The sequence below is a fragment of the Novosphingobium aureum genome (assembly GCF_015865035.1).
GTDB classification, from domain to species: domain Bacteria; phylum Pseudomonadota; class Alphaproteobacteria; order Sphingomonadales; family Sphingomonadaceae; genus Novosphingobium; species Novosphingobium aureum.
The window spans coordinates 143,234-160,123 of record NZ_JADZGI010000001.1; the positions used below are offsets into that span (position 1 = coordinate 143,234).

Annotated in this window: 17 protein-coding genes; 6 read left to right on the plus strand and 11 right to left on the minus strand. The window is 67.9% G+C overall.

Annotated elements, in window-relative coordinates; all coding sequences use genetic code 11:
- Positions 1-61: 61 nt before the first annotated feature.
- Positions 62-913: a DUF815 domain-containing protein gene (locus tag I5E68_RS00715; RefSeq protein WP_197159847.1), complete on the minus strand. Its 852-nt coding sequence runs from the start codon at positions 911-913 to the stop codon at positions 62-64.
- 49 nt (positions 914-962) lie between these two features.
- Here I5E68_RS00715 and I5E68_RS00720 point away from each other — a divergent pair, with 49 nt between their 5' ends.
- Entirely contained in the window at positions 963-1,910 is a 948-nt protein-coding gene (locus tag I5E68_RS00720) for an L-threonylcarbamoyladenylate synthase (RefSeq protein ID WP_197159849.1), read from the plus strand.
- Positions 1,911-1,946: 36 nt separating this feature from the next.
- Here I5E68_RS00720 and I5E68_RS00725 read toward each other — a convergent pair whose 3' ends face one another.
- The 6 genes from I5E68_RS00725 to I5E68_RS00750 form a co-directional block, all read right to left on the minus strand.
- On the minus strand, positions 1,947-3,284 hold the full coding sequence (locus I5E68_RS00725; RefSeq protein WP_197159850.1) for an anti-phage deoxyguanosine triphosphatase: 1,338 nt from the start codon (positions 3,282-3,284) through the stop codon (positions 1,947-1,949).
- 79 nt (positions 3,285-3,363) lie between these two features.
- A complete protein-coding gene (locus tag I5E68_RS00730; RefSeq protein WP_323982045.1) occupies positions 3,364-3,708 on the minus strand; it encodes a hypothetical protein in 345 nt (114 codons plus the stop codon).
- A gap of 140 nt (positions 3,709-3,848) precedes the next feature.
- Positions 3,849-4,382 carry a CarD family transcriptional regulator gene (locus I5E68_RS00735; protein WP_013831484.1) on the minus strand — a complete coding sequence of 178 codons (534 nt, stop codon included), beginning with the start codon at positions 4,380-4,382 and terminating at the stop codon, positions 3,849-3,851.
- Between the two features lie 386 nt (positions 4,383-4,768).
- Entirely contained in the window at positions 4,769-5,107 is a 339-nt protein-coding gene (gene fdxA / locus I5E68_RS00740) for a ferredoxin FdxA (protein WP_197159851.1), read from the minus strand.
- A gap of 24 nt (positions 5,108-5,131) precedes the next feature.
- A complete protein-coding gene (locus I5E68_RS00745; protein ID WP_197159852.1) occupies positions 5,132-5,419 on the minus strand; it encodes an RNA-binding S4 domain-containing protein in 288 nt (95 codons plus the stop codon).
- Positions 5,419-8,229: a helicase-related protein gene (locus tag I5E68_RS00750; RefSeq protein ID WP_197159853.1), complete on the minus strand. Its 2,811-nt coding sequence runs from the start codon at positions 8,227-8,229 to the stop codon at positions 5,419-5,421. The genes I5E68_RS00745 and I5E68_RS00750 overlap by 1 nt, the downstream gene beginning before the upstream one ends.
- Positions 8,230-8,455: 226 nt before the next feature.
- Here I5E68_RS00750 and I5E68_RS20335 point away from each other — a divergent pair, with 226 nt between their 5' ends.
- The 5 genes from I5E68_RS20335 to I5E68_RS00775 all read left to right on the plus strand — a co-directional run bounded on the left by I5E68_RS20335 (position 8,456) and on the right by I5E68_RS00775 (position 12,604).
- Positions 8,456-10,102: a peptidoglycan DD-metalloendopeptidase family protein gene (locus I5E68_RS20335; RefSeq protein ID WP_197159854.1), complete on the plus strand. Its 1,647-nt coding sequence runs from the start codon at positions 8,456-8,458 to the stop codon at positions 10,100-10,102.
- Between the two features lie 81 nt (positions 10,103-10,183).
- Positions 10,184-11,173, plus strand: a complete 990-nt coding sequence (hemB, locus tag I5E68_RS00760; RefSeq protein ID WP_197159855.1) for a porphobilinogen synthase — start codon at positions 10,184-10,186, stop codon at positions 11,171-11,173.
- A complete protein-coding gene (locus I5E68_RS00765; RefSeq protein WP_197159858.1) occupies positions 11,166-11,756 on the plus strand; it encodes a GNAT family N-acetyltransferase in 591 nt (196 codons plus the stop codon). The genes hemB and I5E68_RS00765 overlap by 8 nt, the downstream gene beginning before the upstream one ends.
- Positions 11,753-12,307, plus strand: a complete 555-nt coding sequence (locus I5E68_RS00770; protein WP_197159859.1) for a gamma carbonic anhydrase family protein — start codon at positions 11,753-11,755, stop codon at positions 12,305-12,307. Before I5E68_RS00765 ends, I5E68_RS00770 begins: the two co-directional genes overlap by 4 nt.
- Before the next feature lie 12 nt (positions 12,308-12,319).
- A complete protein-coding gene (locus tag I5E68_RS00775) occupies positions 12,320-12,604 on the plus strand; it encodes a DUF167 domain-containing protein (RefSeq protein ID WP_197164381.1) in 285 nt (94 codons plus the stop codon).
- Between the two features lie 77 nt (positions 12,605-12,681).
- On the opposite strand, the gene I5E68_RS00780 is transcribed toward I5E68_RS00775, so the two are convergent.
- The 4 genes from I5E68_RS00780 to I5E68_RS00795 form a co-directional block, all read right to left on the minus strand.
- Positions 12,682-13,134 (minus strand): group II truncated hemoglobin, encoded by a 453-nt coding sequence (locus I5E68_RS00780; protein WP_370463712.1) that lies wholly within the window; start codon positions 13,132-13,134, stop codon positions 12,682-12,684.
- Between the two features lie 112 nt (positions 13,135-13,246).
- Positions 13,247-14,866: a cisplatin damage response ATP-dependent DNA ligase gene (locus I5E68_RS00785; RefSeq protein WP_197159861.1), complete on the minus strand. Its 1,620-nt coding sequence runs from the start codon at positions 14,864-14,866 to the stop codon at positions 13,247-13,249.
- Complete coding sequence (locus tag I5E68_RS00790; protein ID WP_197159863.1) at positions 14,866-15,873, minus strand: ligase-associated DNA damage response exonuclease; 1,008 nt, start codon at positions 15,871-15,873, stop codon at positions 14,866-14,868. The genes I5E68_RS00785 and I5E68_RS00790 overlap by 1 nt, the downstream gene beginning before the upstream one ends.
- Positions 15,874-15,925: 52 nt before the next feature.
- The gene (locus tag I5E68_RS00795; RefSeq protein ID WP_197159865.1) at positions 15,926-16,867 is read right to left on the minus strand and encodes a formylglycine-generating enzyme family protein; all 942 of its coding nucleotides are present in this window, start codon (positions 16,865-16,867) and stop codon (positions 15,926-15,928) included.
- Positions 16,868-16,890 lie beyond the last annotated feature (23 nt).

Below are 16,890 nucleotides of genomic sequence, written 5' to 3' on the forward strand. Positions count from 1 at the left end.
AAGGCCCGAAGGACATCGCGTCCGGCGGGCCCTTTTTCCTGTGTACCGGCGGGAAGGGCAGTCAGATGGTCTTGCCCGCGCGCCCGGCCAGTTCGTTGACGTATTGCCAGGCGATGCGGCCCGACCGGGCCCCGCGCCGGCGCGACCATTCGAGGGCATCGGCCTGATCCCAGTCGAGACCGAAGTTCTCGGCATAGCCACCGATAATCGCGAGGTAGGCGTCCTGGTCGCAGGCATGGAAGCCGATCGAGAGGCCGAAGCGGTCGGCCAGTGCAAGCCTGTCGTCGACGACGTCGCGCGGATTCACCGGGTCGTCCTGTTCGCTCATCGAGCGCGAGACGATGGCGCGGCGGTTGGAGGTTACCGCGAGGCGCACGTTGGCAGGCCGCGCCTCGACGCCGCCCTCGAGCCACGAGCGCAGGAGACGCGGACCGGCGCCGTCGCGTTCCTCGAAGCCGAGGTCGTCGATGAAGACGAGGAAGCGGCGCTCGATCCTGCCGAGCTTCGCAAAAAGCCCCGAGACTTGCGAAAGCGCATCCTGCCCTACCTGCACGAGCGCGATCCCGCCCGGGTGACGGGTCTGTGCGGCGAGGATCGCGGCGCGCAGCAGTGCCGACTTGCCCATGCCGCGCGAGCCCCACAAGAGCATGTCGTGCGCGGCATAGCCGGCAGCGAGACGCTCGACGTTCTCGACCACACGGTCCTTCTGCGCCTCGATCCCGCGCAGCAGCGCAAGATCAGGCGCATCGAGACGGGCGACCGCGTGAGTCTCCTCGACCGTCAGCATGTAGGCGGGCGCTGCGAGCCAGTCGACCGATTGGCGCGCGGGCGGCGCGATGCGTTCGAGCGCTTCGGCGATCCGCAGGAGAATGGCGTCTGCGGAACGGGCATCGACAGGCGAACTGGAAGTCATTGCGCGGCTTTTCCTTGGCTTTCGTCGTTCGCGGCTATAGCGGCGGGTCATGGACCATGCCAGCCAACCCGTGACGCTTGCCGCCGATCCGCGCGGAATTGCCGAGGCGGCAGCGCTGCTCGATGCGGGCGCGCTGGTCGCGGTGCCGACCGAGACCGTCTATGGCCTCGCGGCGAGGGCGGATCGCGACGAGTCGGTCGCGGCGATCTACCGCGCCAAGGGTCGCCCCAGTTTCAACCCGCTCATCGTTCATGTCGCCAGCCTTGCCGCCGCACAGGACATCGCGCTGTTCGATGCGCGCGCGTTGAGGCTCGCCGAGGCCTTCTGGCCGGGCGCGCTGACGATGGTCCTGCCGCTGCGCGATGGCGCACCCGTCGCCGCAGCGGTGACCGCCGGGCTGCCGACGGTGGCCCTGCGCTGTCCCGCACATCCGGTGATACGGGCGCTCATCGAGGCTTCGGGGCTCGCGCTCGCGGCGCCCTCGGCGAACCGCAGCGGCGGAGTCAGCCCGACCAGCGCCGGGCACGTCGTGGCTTCGCTCGGCGGCCGGATCGATGCGGTGATCGATGGTGGTGCCTGCGAGGCGGGTCTCGAATCGACCATCGTCGCGCTGCGTAGCGATGGAAGCTGGCAGGTTCTGCGCCCTGGTCCCATTGCTGCCGATGAAATCGAGGCGATCCTGGGCACGGCGCCCGTGCCAGTGACCGCACACGAGATCGAGGCGCCGGGCCAGCTCGCCAGCCATTATGCTCCGGGCAAGCCGGTGCGCCTTGACGTCACGACGCCTGAGGCGGACGAATTCCATATCGGGTTCGGTGCCGTCGAGGGCGATGTGAGCCTGTCGCCCTCGGGCGATCTGGTCGAGGCCGCGAGCCGGCTCTACGCGCTGCTCCACGAGGGCGCCGCGCAAGGCCTGCCGCGCATCGCCATCGCCCCGGTACCGGACCAAGGCATTGGCGCTGCGATAAACGACCGCCTGCGCCGCGCTGCGGCCTGACAAGATCCAGGGGCAGTCCCCGGCTTCGGGTGCCGGTCAGAGCCTGTCGAATACCGAGCCCATGCGCGGGCTGAAAAGGCGCTCGTAGGTCTTCAGGAGGTGCGTGTCGGTCATGGCGGCCACGTGGTCGCAGATCACCCGGATATCGCCTGAGGAGGCTTCGTAGGCGGCGAGAGCGGTCCTTGGCAGCAACCGCCCGGGATCGGCGGCCAGCGCCTCGAACACCGCGACGACCATCGCCTGTCCCTTGAATTCGAGATGCTGGACTTCGGGACTGGCGATGACTTCGCTGACGATGAAGCCCTGCAGCGCGTCGAGGAACGCGCGGCGCGGGCCCTCGAGCGCGACGCGCCAGCGCAGCAGCGGCAGCGTGAAGGCGGCCTCCTCGCGGTAGCGCGCGCCGGTCAGGAAGTGGTGCACGAGGCGGCCAATGTAGCGCTTGCGGGTGCCCTCGTCGCCGAACAGGCCATCGATCATGCGCGAGAAGACATCGTTCTCGCTCTCGCCCGGGTACTTGTCCTTGAGCGCATCGAGGAAAGGGGCACTGGGTGCTTCAAGCGCGGCGGCGAAGGCGTCCTTGCCCACGAGGCCGAGCGCGATGGCGTCCTCGAGGTCGTGAACGCCGTAGGCGATGTCGTCGGCGAGATCCATGATCGCGCAGTCGAAGCTCTTGTGCAGCGTCCGGGCATGCTTGCCTGCCCGCGGCTCGACCGCGGTGAAGGCCTCGTGCTCTTGCGGGGAGAGCGGGGCGAGAATCCAGTCGACCACGTCGCTTTCGCCGTCGAGATAGGCCTTGGGCGGCTTGCAGCGACGCGAATCGAGCACGCGGATGGTGCTCGGGCCATCGAGCAGGCGCGGCGTGAGCTCGGGATTTGCGGTCGCCGAGAAGGCGGCAGGGTATTTGAGCACGCCAAGCAGCGTGCGCCGGCACAGGTTCGCACCCGCATTGGCCGAAAAGCTCTCGAGCCGCGTCAGGATGCGCAGCGTCTGGCCATTGCCCTCGAAACCGCCCTCATCACGCATGCAGTAGTTGAGCGCGACCTCGCCGCCGTGGCCGAAGGGGGGATGGCCGAAGTCGTGCGTGCAGCCGATGGCGTGGATCAGGCTGCGGTCGGGCAGGTGTGCGGTTGCGGGGTGGCCGGGAAAGCTCTTGGCGAGCTGGCGGGCGAGGCCGCCGGCGATCTGTGCGACCTCGAGTGAATGGGTGAGGCGGGTGCGATAGAAGTCGCTGTCGCCCAGATTGAGAATCTGCGTCTTGCCCTGAAGGCGGCGGAACGAGGCGGAGTGGATGACGCGCGCGTAGTCGATGTCGCCATCCTCGCGTGCGTCCTCGTTCTGCGCGGCCCACTGCTCGCGGCGTTCGTACCAGGTCATCGGCGCACCATGGCGGGGGCAGGGAGGGGTGGCAACGTGTGCTTGTGCCAAGTCCACCGTCGACTTGCGCGGATGCGCCTCAGCGTGCGGAGAGCTGCTGGATCATCGCGTAGTCGTCGCGTGCCTTGAGACAGGCGCGGTTGTCGCCCTGGTCGCACTGGCGCATGTGCTTGCGGTAGTCGCGCTCGAGATCGGCGATGCGTTCCTCGCGCTCGCGCATTTCCCGACCGCGCTTCTCGTCGGCCTCGGACTGGCTGGTCGTGGCAAGATCGACCGCCTTGCTACCCGCGCGTACCGGCAGCGTCGCGACGTCGAGAGCGGTCTTTGCCACGCAGCCGGGAAGGGCGAGCATGGCGACGAGCGCGAGCAGACGCGGGGCCGGGGTAAACGAGGCGCTGCGGGTCATGAGCCGAGGGTCTGTCATGGCGCCAGTCTTGGCGCAATGCGGTTAATCGCTGATGACCCGCGCCCTTGTATCGGCCGCATGGCGCCGGAATCGAAAAGGCCGCCCCTTGCGGGACGGCCTCTTGCGAATGTCATTCATGGATTGACGTGATCGCCGGTTCAGGCGGTCTCGGCGCTCTCGTAGTACTTGGGCGCATACTCGTTGAGGATCGCGAGAATCTTCTGGAGTGCGGCCGGCTCGTCGGTCTTTTCCATCGCCGCGAGTTCGCGGGCGAGACGCGAGGAAGCGGCCTCGAAGATCTGGCGCTCGGAGTAGCTCTGTTCGGGCTGGTCGTCGGCGCGGAACAGGTCGCGGGTCACTTCGGCGATCGAGACGAGATCGCCCGAGTTGATCTTGGCTTCGTATTCCTGGGCGCGGCGCGACCACATGGTGCGCTTGACCTTGGGCTTGCCCTTGAGCGTGTCGAGTGCTTCGCGCAGGGTCTTGTCCGAGGACAGCTTGCGCATGCCGATCGATTCGACCTTGTTGACGGGAACGCGAAGGGTCATGCGCTCTTTCTCGAAACGCAGCACGTAAAGCTCGAGCTGCATGCCGGCGATTTCCTGCTTTTGCAGTTCGATCACACGGCCTACGCCGTGCTTGGGGTAAACGACGTAATCTCCAACATCGAAGGCATCGGCCTTGGTTGCCATGTATCGTCCTTTCGCCTGCAGACCTACGAAAGCTGGGAAAAAGTGCCGGGTGAGGCTTGCGACCTGGAAGCCACGATGCTTCCACCGCCCGGTCAGATCACTCTTCCGCCGTTTGCTTTCGAATCCTGCCTCGTCATGAAAATATCTGCCAAACGAGTCGGGGGACTCGGGCAGTTGACGTATTATATAGCATCGATGTGACAAAATATCCAGACCCGCGGGTACGCTTTTCGCGTCCGCGGCACGGATTCATGCGAGTCAGGCTTATTGCCCTGCTAGCGCCTGACTGCGGCCTAAATCCAAAAAGCGCAAGTACGCAATTGGAGCAGGTCGTCAGGCAGGCCCTGCTTCACCATTGCAGCCCGCGCAGCGGGCCACAGGTGCGATCAGTCGCCTTCGCCGGGCTCGGGCGAGAAGAACTTTTCGAACTTGTCCTCGACGTCCTTGAACTCGTCCGCATCGGCGGGCGCGTCCTTCTTGGTGGTCAGGTTCGGCCACTCGGCGGAGTACTTGGTGTTGAGTTCGAGCCACTTCTCGAGACCGGGCTCGGTATCGGGAATAATCGCCTCGGCCGGGCACTCGGGCTCGCACACGCCGCAGTCGATGCACTCGCTGGGGTTGATGACGAGCATGTTGTCGCCCTCGTAGAAGCAGTCCACCGGGCAGACCTCGACGCAATCCGTGTACTTGCACTTGATGCATGCGTCGGTGACGACATAGGTCATTGCGGCGTTGTCCTTCCTGAGAGCCTACTGCTGACCCGGAGCCGCTACGGGAAGTTCTGCCCTTCCGTCAAGCACTCTGTAGCAGGCCTGTGCCTCGCTCGCCGGTCCGCGGCGCTCGGGCAGTGCGAGAATCTCGATAACCCTGACCGTGTTGCCCAGTGGCACGGTGAGGACGTCGCCGGTCGCGACCTTGTGGTGGGCGCGATCGATCCGGCGACCGTTGAGCCGCATGTGGCCGTCCTGGGCCATAGCCTGGGCGAGGGGCCTCGTCTTGGCGAGACGCAGGAACCACAGCAGCTTGTCGATGCGCATTACCGGACCATGTCGGCGAGCGCGGCAAAGGCGCTCCCCTCGCGGGCCTTGACCGGACGGGCCTGCTCGACCTGGCGGCGCGGCGGACGCCAGCTCCAGCGCACCGGTTCGGGCGGGCCAAAGGCGTTTTCGGCAAGCGGGCGCGGGCTCGAGGGCTGGAAACCGCCGAGCCGCAGCAGGCGCGCATAGCTTGCGGTGGTAAGGCCCATCGAGACCGCACGCGCGGGATCGAGCGTGAAGCTCGCATTGCGTGCGGCCCGGCCCTGCTTGCCTGCTGCGCCGCCCTTCCTGTCGCGCGACTTGCCGCCGCGACCGGACTTGCGCTGCTTGCCGGTTTCGGCCGGTGCCGGAGCATCCTGCGGCGCCTCGGTAGAGGGCTGTTCACCGGTTTCGGGCGATGCGCTCGTATCCTGGGCAGGAGCGGGTTCGGCTTGCTTGTTTTCGGACTCGTCTTCGGGCTTGCGCTCGGGCGCCTTCGCCGCGGCCTCGCGCGCCTGTTCGCGGGCACCATGCGCCTCGCGCAGGAGCTTTTCGGCCATGTCGAGGCGCACCAGCTGCTTGCCGACGCCGCGGTAGCCGGGCACGCGCTCGCGCTTGCCGGCATCGATGGCGGGCGGCATTTCGGCCTCGGGTGCACCGCCACGCGTCTTGCGTCCGGCAACGCTGGCCAGTTCGCGCCAGAGCGTGATCGGGGCGGGGCGCAGCATGGCCGGCACGAACAGGTCGAGCGCGCCTACGCGCACACCGATCCGCGCCAGCATCGTGCGCTGGCCCTTGTCGAGCTTGTCGAGACCGGAGTGTTCGCGCGCGAGCATGCCGCCATGCTCGACCAGCTGGATCAGCAGCGCGCGCAGCTCGGGGCCCGAGTCCTGCGAGCGGCTCGCTTCGTCGAGCTTGTCGAGCGGGGCGAGCGGCTCGAGCGCCTTGGCGAGCCAGGCCTCGAGCGCCGCGACGAGCGTCTTGCGGGCCGGGGCAGGGACGGTGTCGAGCACGCGGTCGGGTACCAGCACCGGGGTCAGGAAAGTGCGACCCTGCGCGAGGGTGGCGAGAGTCTCTCCCTCCCAGGCGAGCACGCCCTTTTCGAGCGTGAGCGGGGCGTTACCCTCGTGAATCTGGCGCGAGAGGTCTTCCGCGCGCACCTCGAGCAGGCCGGGAAGGTGGCGTTCGGCGGCGGCGAGCAGCAGCTTGCGGTCGGTCAGGCGCGCGCCGGGGTCGACCTTGAAGGTGAAGCCGCGCAGCGAGCCGATGTGTTCGCCCTCGACGAGGACTTCCTCGTCCTCGAGGCGGACGGTGAGCAGATCCGAGTCCGGGCCCAGTTTTTTCATGAGTACCGCTGTCCTGCGATTGATAAAGCGTTCGGTCAGTTTGCCGTGAAGGGCGTCGGAAAGCCGGGATTCGACCGCCCGCGCACGCGCGGCCATCTCGTCCCGGGCCAGGACCCAGTCGGGTCGCTGGGCGATATAGGCCCATGATCGGATCGCGGCAATGCGCCCCTGCAAGGTGTCGATATCGCCGCCGGTGCGGTCGAGCTGGGCGATCTGCTGGGCAACGAAGTCGGCGCCCAGTTCGCCATGGCGCAGGTCCTGCCACAGCCGTGCCACGAAACGCGAATGAGTCTCGACGCCCTGCTGGCGGAAATCGGGAAGGCGGCAGGCCTGCCAGAAGCGCTCGACCTGTACCGGGCTGCGCACGCTGTCGTGGATCGCGGGCTCGTCGGCGAGGCGTTTGAGCACGGCGAGATCGATCGCCTCGGGTGCGATCACCAGTTCGGGCCGGTCGGGCGGGGTCTCGAGGTCGGCGACGAGGTGCGCGATCGAATCGAAGCGCGGCTCGGGTTCGCGCCAGAACAGCTTGGTCAGCGGCGGGAAGCGGTGCTCCTCGATCGCGTAGATTTCCTCGGGCTCGAACTCGAGTTCCTCGCCGCGCCGTCCGCCGTGGGTGCCGCCCGAGCCCGAGAGCGTGCCGAAGGTGCCGTCGGTCTGGTGGCGCCCGGCGCGGCCTGCGATCTGCGCCATCTCGGCGCTGGTGAGGCGGCGCTGGCGCTGGCCGTCGAACTTGGAGAGCCCGGCGAAGGCGACGTGCTCGACGTCGAGGTTGAGCCCCATGCCGATGGCGTCGGTGGCGACGAGGTAATCGACCTCGCCCGACTGGTAGAGCGCGACCTGCGCGTTGCGGGTCTGCGGGCTGAGCGCGCCCATCACCACCGCAGCGCCGCCCCGGAAGCGGCGCAGCATCTCGGCGATGGCGTAGACCTGCTCGGCCGAGAAGGCGACGATGGCGCTGCGCGGGGGGACGCGCGAAAGTTTCTTGGGCGGCACGTGGCTGAGCGTCGAAAAGCGCGGCCGGGTGACCACCTCGACCCCGGGAACGAGCGCCTTCACCATCGGCTCGAGGGCGGAAGAGCCCAGGATCAGCGTCTCCTCGCGGCCGCGCGCATGGAGCAGGCGGTCGGTGAAGACATGCCCGCGCTCGCGGTCCGCGCCGAGTTGCGCCTCGTCGATGGCGACGAAGGCCATCGAACGGTCGGTGACCGGCATCGCTTCGGCGGTGCACAAAAGGTAGCGCGCGTGACGCGGCTCGATCCGCTCCTCGCCGGTGATCAGCGCGACGTTCTGCTCGCCCTTTATCGCGCAGACACGGTCGTAGACCTCGCGCGCAAGCAGGCGCAGGGGGAAGCCGATCATACCGCTCGAATGGGCGCACATGCGCTCGATCGCGAGGTGAGTCTTGCCGGTGTTGGTCGGTCCGAGAACCGCCTTCACGCCTTCTGAAGCGTCCTTTCGCACAGACGCATGAGCCTTGTGAACCATCGCGTGGTCAAGTGTGGCATCGCCACTGGCCGCTCGCAAGGGCCGGTTCGCCGGAAATCCTGTCGAAAATCCACAGTGTAAGGGAGTGGTTAACCTTGAGTGCGCAGGGTATCTGCGCAAGTTTCCAAGGTGCGCGCAGTCCATAGGGTCTGCGTCTGACGCCAATTGCGATGGTCCGGGCCGCCAGAATGAGCTCCACGGGTTAGCGAAGCAAGAGGACGGGGCAGTGTTCAAGGCACACGAGCAGAACGACGGCGCAGGGCCGGACGGCGCACGATGCCATGCCGCGCGCCTCTCGCACGCGCACATTCTCGAAGAGAACGCGGCTGATGCCGCGCGGGTTCCCGGCGGCACGAAGCGCCGCGAGGGCGGCCTTCGCGCGCAGGTCACTGCCTTCGAGGCATGGTGTGCGCGCGTTGAGATCGCGCCCGACCTCGCCTGCGACATTGGCAGTCGCAAGTGGTTCCGCGGCCTCGCGACGATGCTCGGCCTGAGCGCCGCCGCCATCGCGCTGTGGCCCGACTTTTCCGCCGTCGAGGCCGCGACGATGGTCCCGGTCGAGGGGCGCATGCGCGAGGAATTCCGCAGCCAGACGATCAGCCCGCTGGCCTTCGGCGCCGACGTGGGCCGCCACATGGGCGCGAGCCCGCTGGTCACTCCGCTCGATGCCGTGCCCGACCGTCCGCGCATCGAACTGGTCTCGACGCTCGCACAGGGCGATAGTTTCCAGCGCATGCTCGAACGTGCCGGGCTGGGCGCGCAGGACATTGCACAAGTGACGGGGCTGGTGGGCCAGGCCATGCCGCTCTCCGAGATCGCTTCGGGCACGCGCTTCGACATTACGCTGGGCAAGCGACCCTCGCCCGATGCGCCGCGCAGTCTCGAGGCGATCGATTTTCGCGCCCGCTTCGATCTCGACCTCTCGGTCGCGCGTCCGGGGGTAGACGATCCCGCGCAGCCGGTCGCAGGGCCGCTCGCGCTTCATCGCCATCCCATCGCGGTCGACGCGACCCCGCTGCGCATTCGCGGCAAGGTCGGGGCAGGGCTCTACCGCTCGGCACGCGCCGCCGGTGCGCCGGTGGCAGCGATCCAGGCCTATCTCAAGGCCGTCGACCGCCATCTCAGCCTCGACAGCGACATCCAGTCGGGCGACGAGTTCGACATGATCGTCGCCTACAAGCGCTCGGCGCGCGGCGAGCGACAAGTGGGCGAACTGCTCTATGCCGGCGTCGAGCGCGAGGGCAAGCCGCGCCTGCAGCTGCTGCGCTGGGGCAAGGATGGCGAGATGTTCGCTGCCGGAAGCCTTGGCGAAGCGCGCAAGGTTCCCATCGGTCAGCCCGTCGCGGGCCGGGTGACCTCGAACTACGGCATGCGCCGCCATCCGATCCTCGGCTACAAGCGCATGCATGCCGGGATCGACTATGGCGCGTCCTATGGCACGCCGATCCACGCCGTCGCCGATGGCCGGGTGACTTATGCCGGGCGCCACGGCGGCCACGGCAATTATGTCAGGCTCGAGCATTCGGGTGGCCTTGGCACCGGCTATGGCCACATGAGCCGCATCGCGGTGCGCAGCGGAACGCGGGTCAAGGCAGGGCAGGTCATCGGCTATGTCGGTTCGACCGGTCTCTCGACCGGGCCGCACCTGCATCTCGAGGCCTATCGCAATGGGCATACGATCAACCCGGCAGGTCTCAAGATTCTCCAGCGCCCGCGTATCGAGGGCAAGGAACGCGATGCCTTCATGGCGCGCCTCCACGCGCTCGAGACCGTTGCGCCCGGTGCCGCGCTCGCCGACATGGCCCCCGACAAAAGCGAGGCTGCCGATACCGGGCGCGAGATCGACCGGCTCGAGCCCGAAGCGGTCGGCTGAGCCGATCCTGCCGCACGCTGCAAGCGGGGCGACCTGCTGCGCGATTGAACGCACCGGGTTTTTGCGGCAAGCAACCGGGCCATGACCTATCCCCACACCCGCCTTCGCCGCGCCCGCGCCACCGCATGGAGCCGTGCGCTCCACCGCGAGACCCTGCTCACCCCCGCAGATCTGATCTGGCCGCTGTTCGTGACCGAGGGCGAGGGCGTGGAGGAGCCGATCGGCTCGCTGCCCGGCGTCTCGCGCTGGTCGGTCGACGGCATCGTCGCCCGCGCGAAGGAAGCGGTCGAGCTGGGCATCCCGTGCCTCGCGCTGTTCCCCAATACCCAGCCCGAGCGGCGCAGCGACGACGGGCGCGAGGCGCTCAACCCCGACAACCTGATGTGCCGCGCCTTGCGCGCGGTGCGCGATGCCTGCGGTGACGGCGTCGGCCTGCTTACCGACGTCGCGCTCGACCCCTATACCGCGCACGGGCAGGACGGCCTCGTCGATGCCAACGGCTACGTCATCAACGACGAGACCGTCGAGGTGCTGGTCGGCCAGTCACTCAACCAGGCGCGGGCGGGCGCGGACATCATCGCGCCCTCGGACATGATGGACGGGCGCATCGCCGCGATCCGCGAGGCGCTCGAGGGCGAGGGGTACGCCAATGTCCAGATCATGTCCTATGCGGCCAAATATGCTTCGGCCTTCTACGGTCCGTTCCGCGACGCGGTCGGCTCGACCGGACTGCTCAAGGGCGACAAGAAGACTTACCAGATGGACCCGGCCAATACCGAGGAAGCGCTGCGCGAGGTCGAGCTCGACATCGCCGAGGGCGCCGACAGCGTGATGGTCAAGCCGGGCCTGCCCTATCTCGACATCGTGCGCCGGGTGAAGGAAGCCTTCGAGGTTCCGGTCTTCGCCTATCAGGTCTCGGGCGAATACGCGATGATCGAGGCGGCAGCGGCAGCCGGTGCGGGCGACCGCGACGCGCTGGTGCTCGAAACCCTGCTGGCATTCAAGCGCGCTGGCTGCTCGGGTGTGCTGACCTACCATGCACCGCTTGCCGCGCGGCTGCTGCGTGGCTGATTTCCGCCTCGAGACCGCGCGGCTGGTGCTGCGTTCGTGGCGCAACGAGGACCTCGCGCGCTTCGCGGCGGTGACCAATACGCCCGCGGTCATGCGCTGGCTCGGCGGCCCGCTCGACCAAGCCGGGCTGGAGACGCTGTTCGAGGCCGTGACGTCATGCGAGGCGGCGCACGGGCACTGCTTCTGGCTGGTCGAGCGCAAGGGCGACGGCGGGCATCTTGCCGGCGAAGTTCTCGGCTTCTGCGGTCTCAAGCGTGGCAATGCGCCCGCGAGCACCTTTACCGGTGAGTTCGAGGTGGGCTGGCGGCTGCGCGAGGAGGCCTGGGGCCATGGCTATGCCAAGGAGGCCGCGATCGCATCGCTCGATGCCGGGTTCGACCGCTTCGGCGCATCGCGCGTGGTTGCCATCACCAATCCGCCCAACCGTGCCAGCTGGGGGCTGATGGAGCGGCTCGGCATGGTGCGCACGCCTGCGCTCGACTACCTTGACGCGCGTTTTGCGTCCGAGATCGGCGAGACGCTGGCCTGGACGATCACTGCCGAGGCATGGCACCGGGCACGCAAAGGAGAACAGCAAGCATGACGCGCAGCGACGTGACGATCGCCGCCATTCACGGCAAGGCCCCGCGCATCCATTCGAGCGCCTTCATCGCGCCGGGATGCCGGATCATCGGCGATGTCGAGATCGGGCCGGACGTGAGCATCTGGTACAACTGCGTGATCCGTGCCGACGTCAACCGCGTCGTGATCGGTGCGCGCAGCAATATTCAGGACGGAACCGTAGTCCACTGCGACAGCCCCAAGCCATCGCGCCCTGAAGGCTTCGCCACGCTGATCGGTGAGGACGTACTGATCGGGCACATGGCGATGGTCCACGGCTGCACGCTCGAGGACCGGTCCTTCGTCGGGCTCGGCGCGATCGTCATGGACGGCAGCCATATCGAGAGCGATGGCATGCTGGCGGCAGGCGCCCAGCTCACCGGCAAGCGCATCGGCGCGCGCCAGCTGTGGATGGGCCGCCCGGCGAAATACCTGCGCGATCTCGACGATACGGCGATTGCGGCCAACCAGGCGGGCGTGCGCGGCTATGTCGAGAACGGGCGCGCGCATGCCGCTGCGCTCGGCCTTGCCTGAGCGGAGGCAGCGCTGGCCCGGCCTCGCCTCGAACTGCCCGATGCACAAGCGGTGCGCGCGCTGCTCGACGGTGAGGGCCGTATCGAGCTCAGGGTCACGCCCGGTGCGCGCAGTGAGGCGATGAGCGTCGAGGCGGGCGTGCTCCACGTGAAAGTGCGCGCCAAGCCGCAGGACGGCGAGGCAAACAGCGCGGTGCGCAAACTGCTCGCACAGGCGCTCGGCATCGCCCCGAGCCGCATCGACTTGTTGCGCGGCGCAACTTCGCGCGACAAGCAGTTCCGGGTCGATCGGGACTAGTCGCAGTGCCCCTCTCGCCCCCGCTCAGCCTTCGACAATCTCAGGCTGAGCGGATGGACTGTCGAATCGGGTGACGCTTAGGAAGTGACCGGGTTCTGCGGCGGGCGCGCGGCCATTGCGGTACACAGGTCGGCAAGGACCTCGCCCATGGCCTTGGCGATATGCGCGGGCTGCGGGTCGATCTCCGCAATCGCGCGCTGCATCGCACCAGCCCATTGATCAGCCGTCTTCGCGGTGATGCGGAAGGGCTTGTGGATGCTCATCATGCATCGGTCGGGATGCGCCTCGAACCAGTCGCGCGGGCCGCCCGCCCAACCCGCGAGGAACTGCGGCAGCGATTCGCGCATCGGCGAGAGGTCTTCGGCATGCATCGCGCGCAGCTCGGCATAGGCGGGGTCCTGCTCCATCAGGTCGTAGAAGCGTTGGCAGATCGCCTCGAAGACCGGCGCACCGCCCAGCATGTAGAAAGGCGTGCGCGGTTCGGGCGCGGCCTCGGGGACATCGGTGCGTGCTTGGGCGCTTGTCGTCACGGCGCAGATCCTTTCCGGGCGGTCTCGGGGCAGCCTCGGGTTCTACACGCGGCGTTCCACGTGGAACTTGATCGCGGTCAAGGTTTCGAAATCTTCGACGCGAAGCCCTGGTTCAGTCGCGCACGAGCGCACGCAGCGCCTCGATGCGGTCGGCCTCGTGCGCGGGCTTGTCGCGGCGGATACGGCTGATGCGCGGAAAGCGCATGGCGAGCCCCGACTTGTGGCGCTTGCTGGCGTGGACCGAATCGAAGGCGACCTCGAGCACCAGCGACTTGTCGGTCTCGCGCACCGGGCCGAAGCGGTTGACGGTATGGCCGCGCACGTACTTGTCGAGCCATGCCAGTTCCTCGTCAGTGAAGCCGAAGTAGGCCTTGCCCACGGGAAGCAGTTCGGCGCCGGGCCCGCTGGTATCGTCGGGATCGCCGTCCCAGCAGCCGAAGGTGAAGTCTGAATAGAACGAGGAGCGCTTGCCCGAACCGCGCTGCGCATACATCAGAACGCAGTCGATCAGCAGCGGGTCGCGCTTCCACTTGTACCACAGTCCGACCTTGCGCCCGGCGACATAGGGACTGTCGCGATGCTTGAGCATGACCCCCTCGATGGCATCGTCGCGTGCCTTTTCGCGCAAGTCAGCGAGCGCGCCGAAATCTGCTGCGGGGATGAGCGCGGAGAGGTCGAAGTGATCGCGCGGCAGCCGCGGAAGCAGGGCTTCGAGCCGGGCACGACGCTGCGTCCATGATCCCTCGCGCAAGTCCTCGCCCTCGACGTGGAGCGCATCGTAGAGCCGCACGAAGGCCGGGGCCTCGGCCATCATCTTCTTCGAGACGGTCTTGCGCCCCAAGCGCTGCTGCAGCGCATTGAAGCTCGCCGCGCCACCTTCCTCGCCGCCTTGGTGGCTGCCGCGCACGAGCAGTTCGCCGTCGAGCACGGCGTCGATGTCGAGCGCGGCAACGATCTCGGGGAAGGTCGCCGAGATGTCGTCGCCCGAACGCGAGTAGACCCGCGTCTCGCCCCCCGCGCGCACGACCTGGACGCGGATGCCATCCCATTTCCACTCGGCGGCATAGTCGGCAAGGTCGACCTCGCGCTCTTCGAGCGGGTGCGCGAGCATGAACGGGCGGAACAGCGGCATGTTCGTCGAATCGGGCGCCGGCGCGCCCTTGGCCGCCCAGTCGAACAGCGGGCCATAGGGCGGTTGCTGGCCATGCCAGTGTTCCTCGACTTCCTCGACCGGCACCGAGAAGGCGAGCGCGAAGGCGGTCTTGGCGAGGCGGCTGGAGATGCCGATACGCATCGCGCCGGTGGCGAGCTTGAGCAGGGCATAGCGTCCGCTCGATGTGAGCCGGTCGAGCAGGCGCGGCAGTTCGCTCGCGACATTGGCGCGGGTCATCGCTGCGAGTGTGTCGACTGCTTCGCTGACCGTTGGCGGGGAGGGGGGCATCTCTCCAGCGGCCAGTACTGGCTCGGGCCAGAGCAGGCTGGCGGTCTCGGCGGTGTCGCCGACGTAGTCGCGGCTGAGCGCCCAGAGCTCGGGATCGACGCGTTCGGCCATGATCCGCCGGATCGTCGCGCTCTTGACCGCTGGGAAGTCGAGCCCGTCGGTGAGGGCCGCCAGCGCCCAGCCCCGGTCGGGGTCGGGCGTCTCGAGCAGGTAGTCGGCGAGGATGCGCAGCTTGGCATTGCGGCTACGGGTATAGACGAGCGCGTCGAGCAGGGCGGCAAAGCGCTCCATCACTCGGCTTCCTCTTCGTAGCCGACCAGCGCCAGCGCGCGCGCCTTGCGCTGGTTGAGCGTGCACCAGCGCAGGAGTGCGTCCTCGCGTCCGTGCGTGATCCAGGTCTCGACCGGATCGACCTCGGCGATGGTACGGGTGAGCTCGTCCCAGTCGGCATGGTCGGAGATCACCAGCGGCAGCTCGACCATGCGCTGGCGGGCGCGCTGGCGCACGCGCATCCAGCCAGAGGCCATGGCGGTCAGGGGATCGGGCAGACGGCGGCTCCAGCGATCGTTGAGCGCGGAGGGCGGGGCGATGATCACGCTGCCTGCCATCGCGGCCTTGTCGGGTGCGTCTGAGACCAGTTCGAGCGGGCCGAGGTCGATGCCGTGTTCTTCGTAGAGCGCGCACATCTTCTCCATCGCCCCGTGGAGCCAGATGACGTCATGGTGTCCGGCCCGGCGCAGTTCGGCGATGACCCTTTGCGCCTTGCCCAGCGCATAGGCCCCGACGAGCACGCTGCCTTGCGGGTTGGCGGCGCGCGCATCGAGCAGCTTGGCGATCTCGTCCTCGATCGGGGGATGGCGGAAAACCGGCAGGCCGAAGGTCGCCTCGGTGATGAGGACGTCGCAGGGTGTCACCTCGAACGGCGGGCAGGTGGGGTCGGGGCGGCGCTTGAAGTCGCCGGTGACGACGATGCGCTCGCCCGCGTGTTCGAGCAGGATCTGCGCCGAGCCGAGAACGTGTCCGGCCGGCAGCCAGGTCGCGTTGACCCCGCCGCCGATCTTCACCGTCTCGCCGTATTCGACGGGGACCGCGCCTTGCGAAGTTGCGTAGCGCAACTTCATGATCGCGAGCGTTGCCGGCGTGGCCCAGGTTTCGCCATGGCCGCCGCGCGCATGGTCGGCATGGCCGTGCGTCACAAGCGCCCGGTCCACGGGCCGCGCCGGGTCTATCCAGCAATCGGCGGGTACGACGTGGATCCCCCAGGGCTCCGGGCGAATCCAGCTGAAATCACGGGCCATGCATCATGAAATGAGACTGGGCCCGCACGGTTCCCCTCAAGGGTCCCGACCCTCAGGGCACCGAGCGGGCGAGGCGAAAGCCGACGAAGGCCGAGCGGGTGGCGTTGGTCATGACCCGGCTGGCCGAGCGCATGCTGCCCGGGTGCGGGCTATGCGAGCCGCCACGCAAGGGGTGCATCTCGCAGGCGGACCCGTCCTTCGCACCGTCGGTCCAGGCGCTGCCGTCGACGGGGGCGCCCTCGTAGCTGTCGTGCCAGCAGTCCTCGACGAGCTGGTAGAGGTTGCCGATCATGTCATAGAGACCCCAGGCATTGGGCGCGAAGGTCGCCACGGGCGAGGGCCCGTAGTAGTCGTCGTGGCACTGCGCGGTGATCCAGTCGCTGTCGCGGGCCTGGACGGTGAGGTCCGCGCCGTTGGCATAGGCGCACTGCAGGGTGATGTCGTCGCCCCAGTAGCGCGAGGTCACGGTGCCTGCGCGGGTGGCATATTCGAATTCGGCCTCGGTCGGCAGGCGGTAGGCGGTGCCCGTCTCGCGCGAGATCCATGCGACATAGGCGCGCGCGTCATCATAGTTGACGCAGGTCACCGGGTGCTGGTCGGACTGGGGGAAGCCGATCGACTGCCAGTCGGCATCCTCGCGCATCCCATATTTCGTGCCGAGATAGGCATAGCAGCCCTTGGCACTATAGCCCGTGGCCGCGACGAAGCGGGCGAACTGGCCACGCGTGACCATCGTTGCGGCAATCTCGAAGGCGGGGACCTGGACTTCGTGCCGTGGCTTCTCGCGCGGTGCGAAATCGTCGTCGACGGCTAGGCCGGTGTGGTGAGTCAGCGCCTGCTCGGCGTCGGTTTCGGCCTTGGTCGAGCCCATCATGAAGCTGCCGGCAGGAACTGCGACCATGTCCACGGGGCCTGTCTCGCTGGCGAGCAGGCCCTGGCCCGAAGCCAGCGCGGCCACTGCGCTGCAGGTGATCAGGATCTTGGCAATTTTCATGGTTCCCCCCGGCTGGTTTGCGC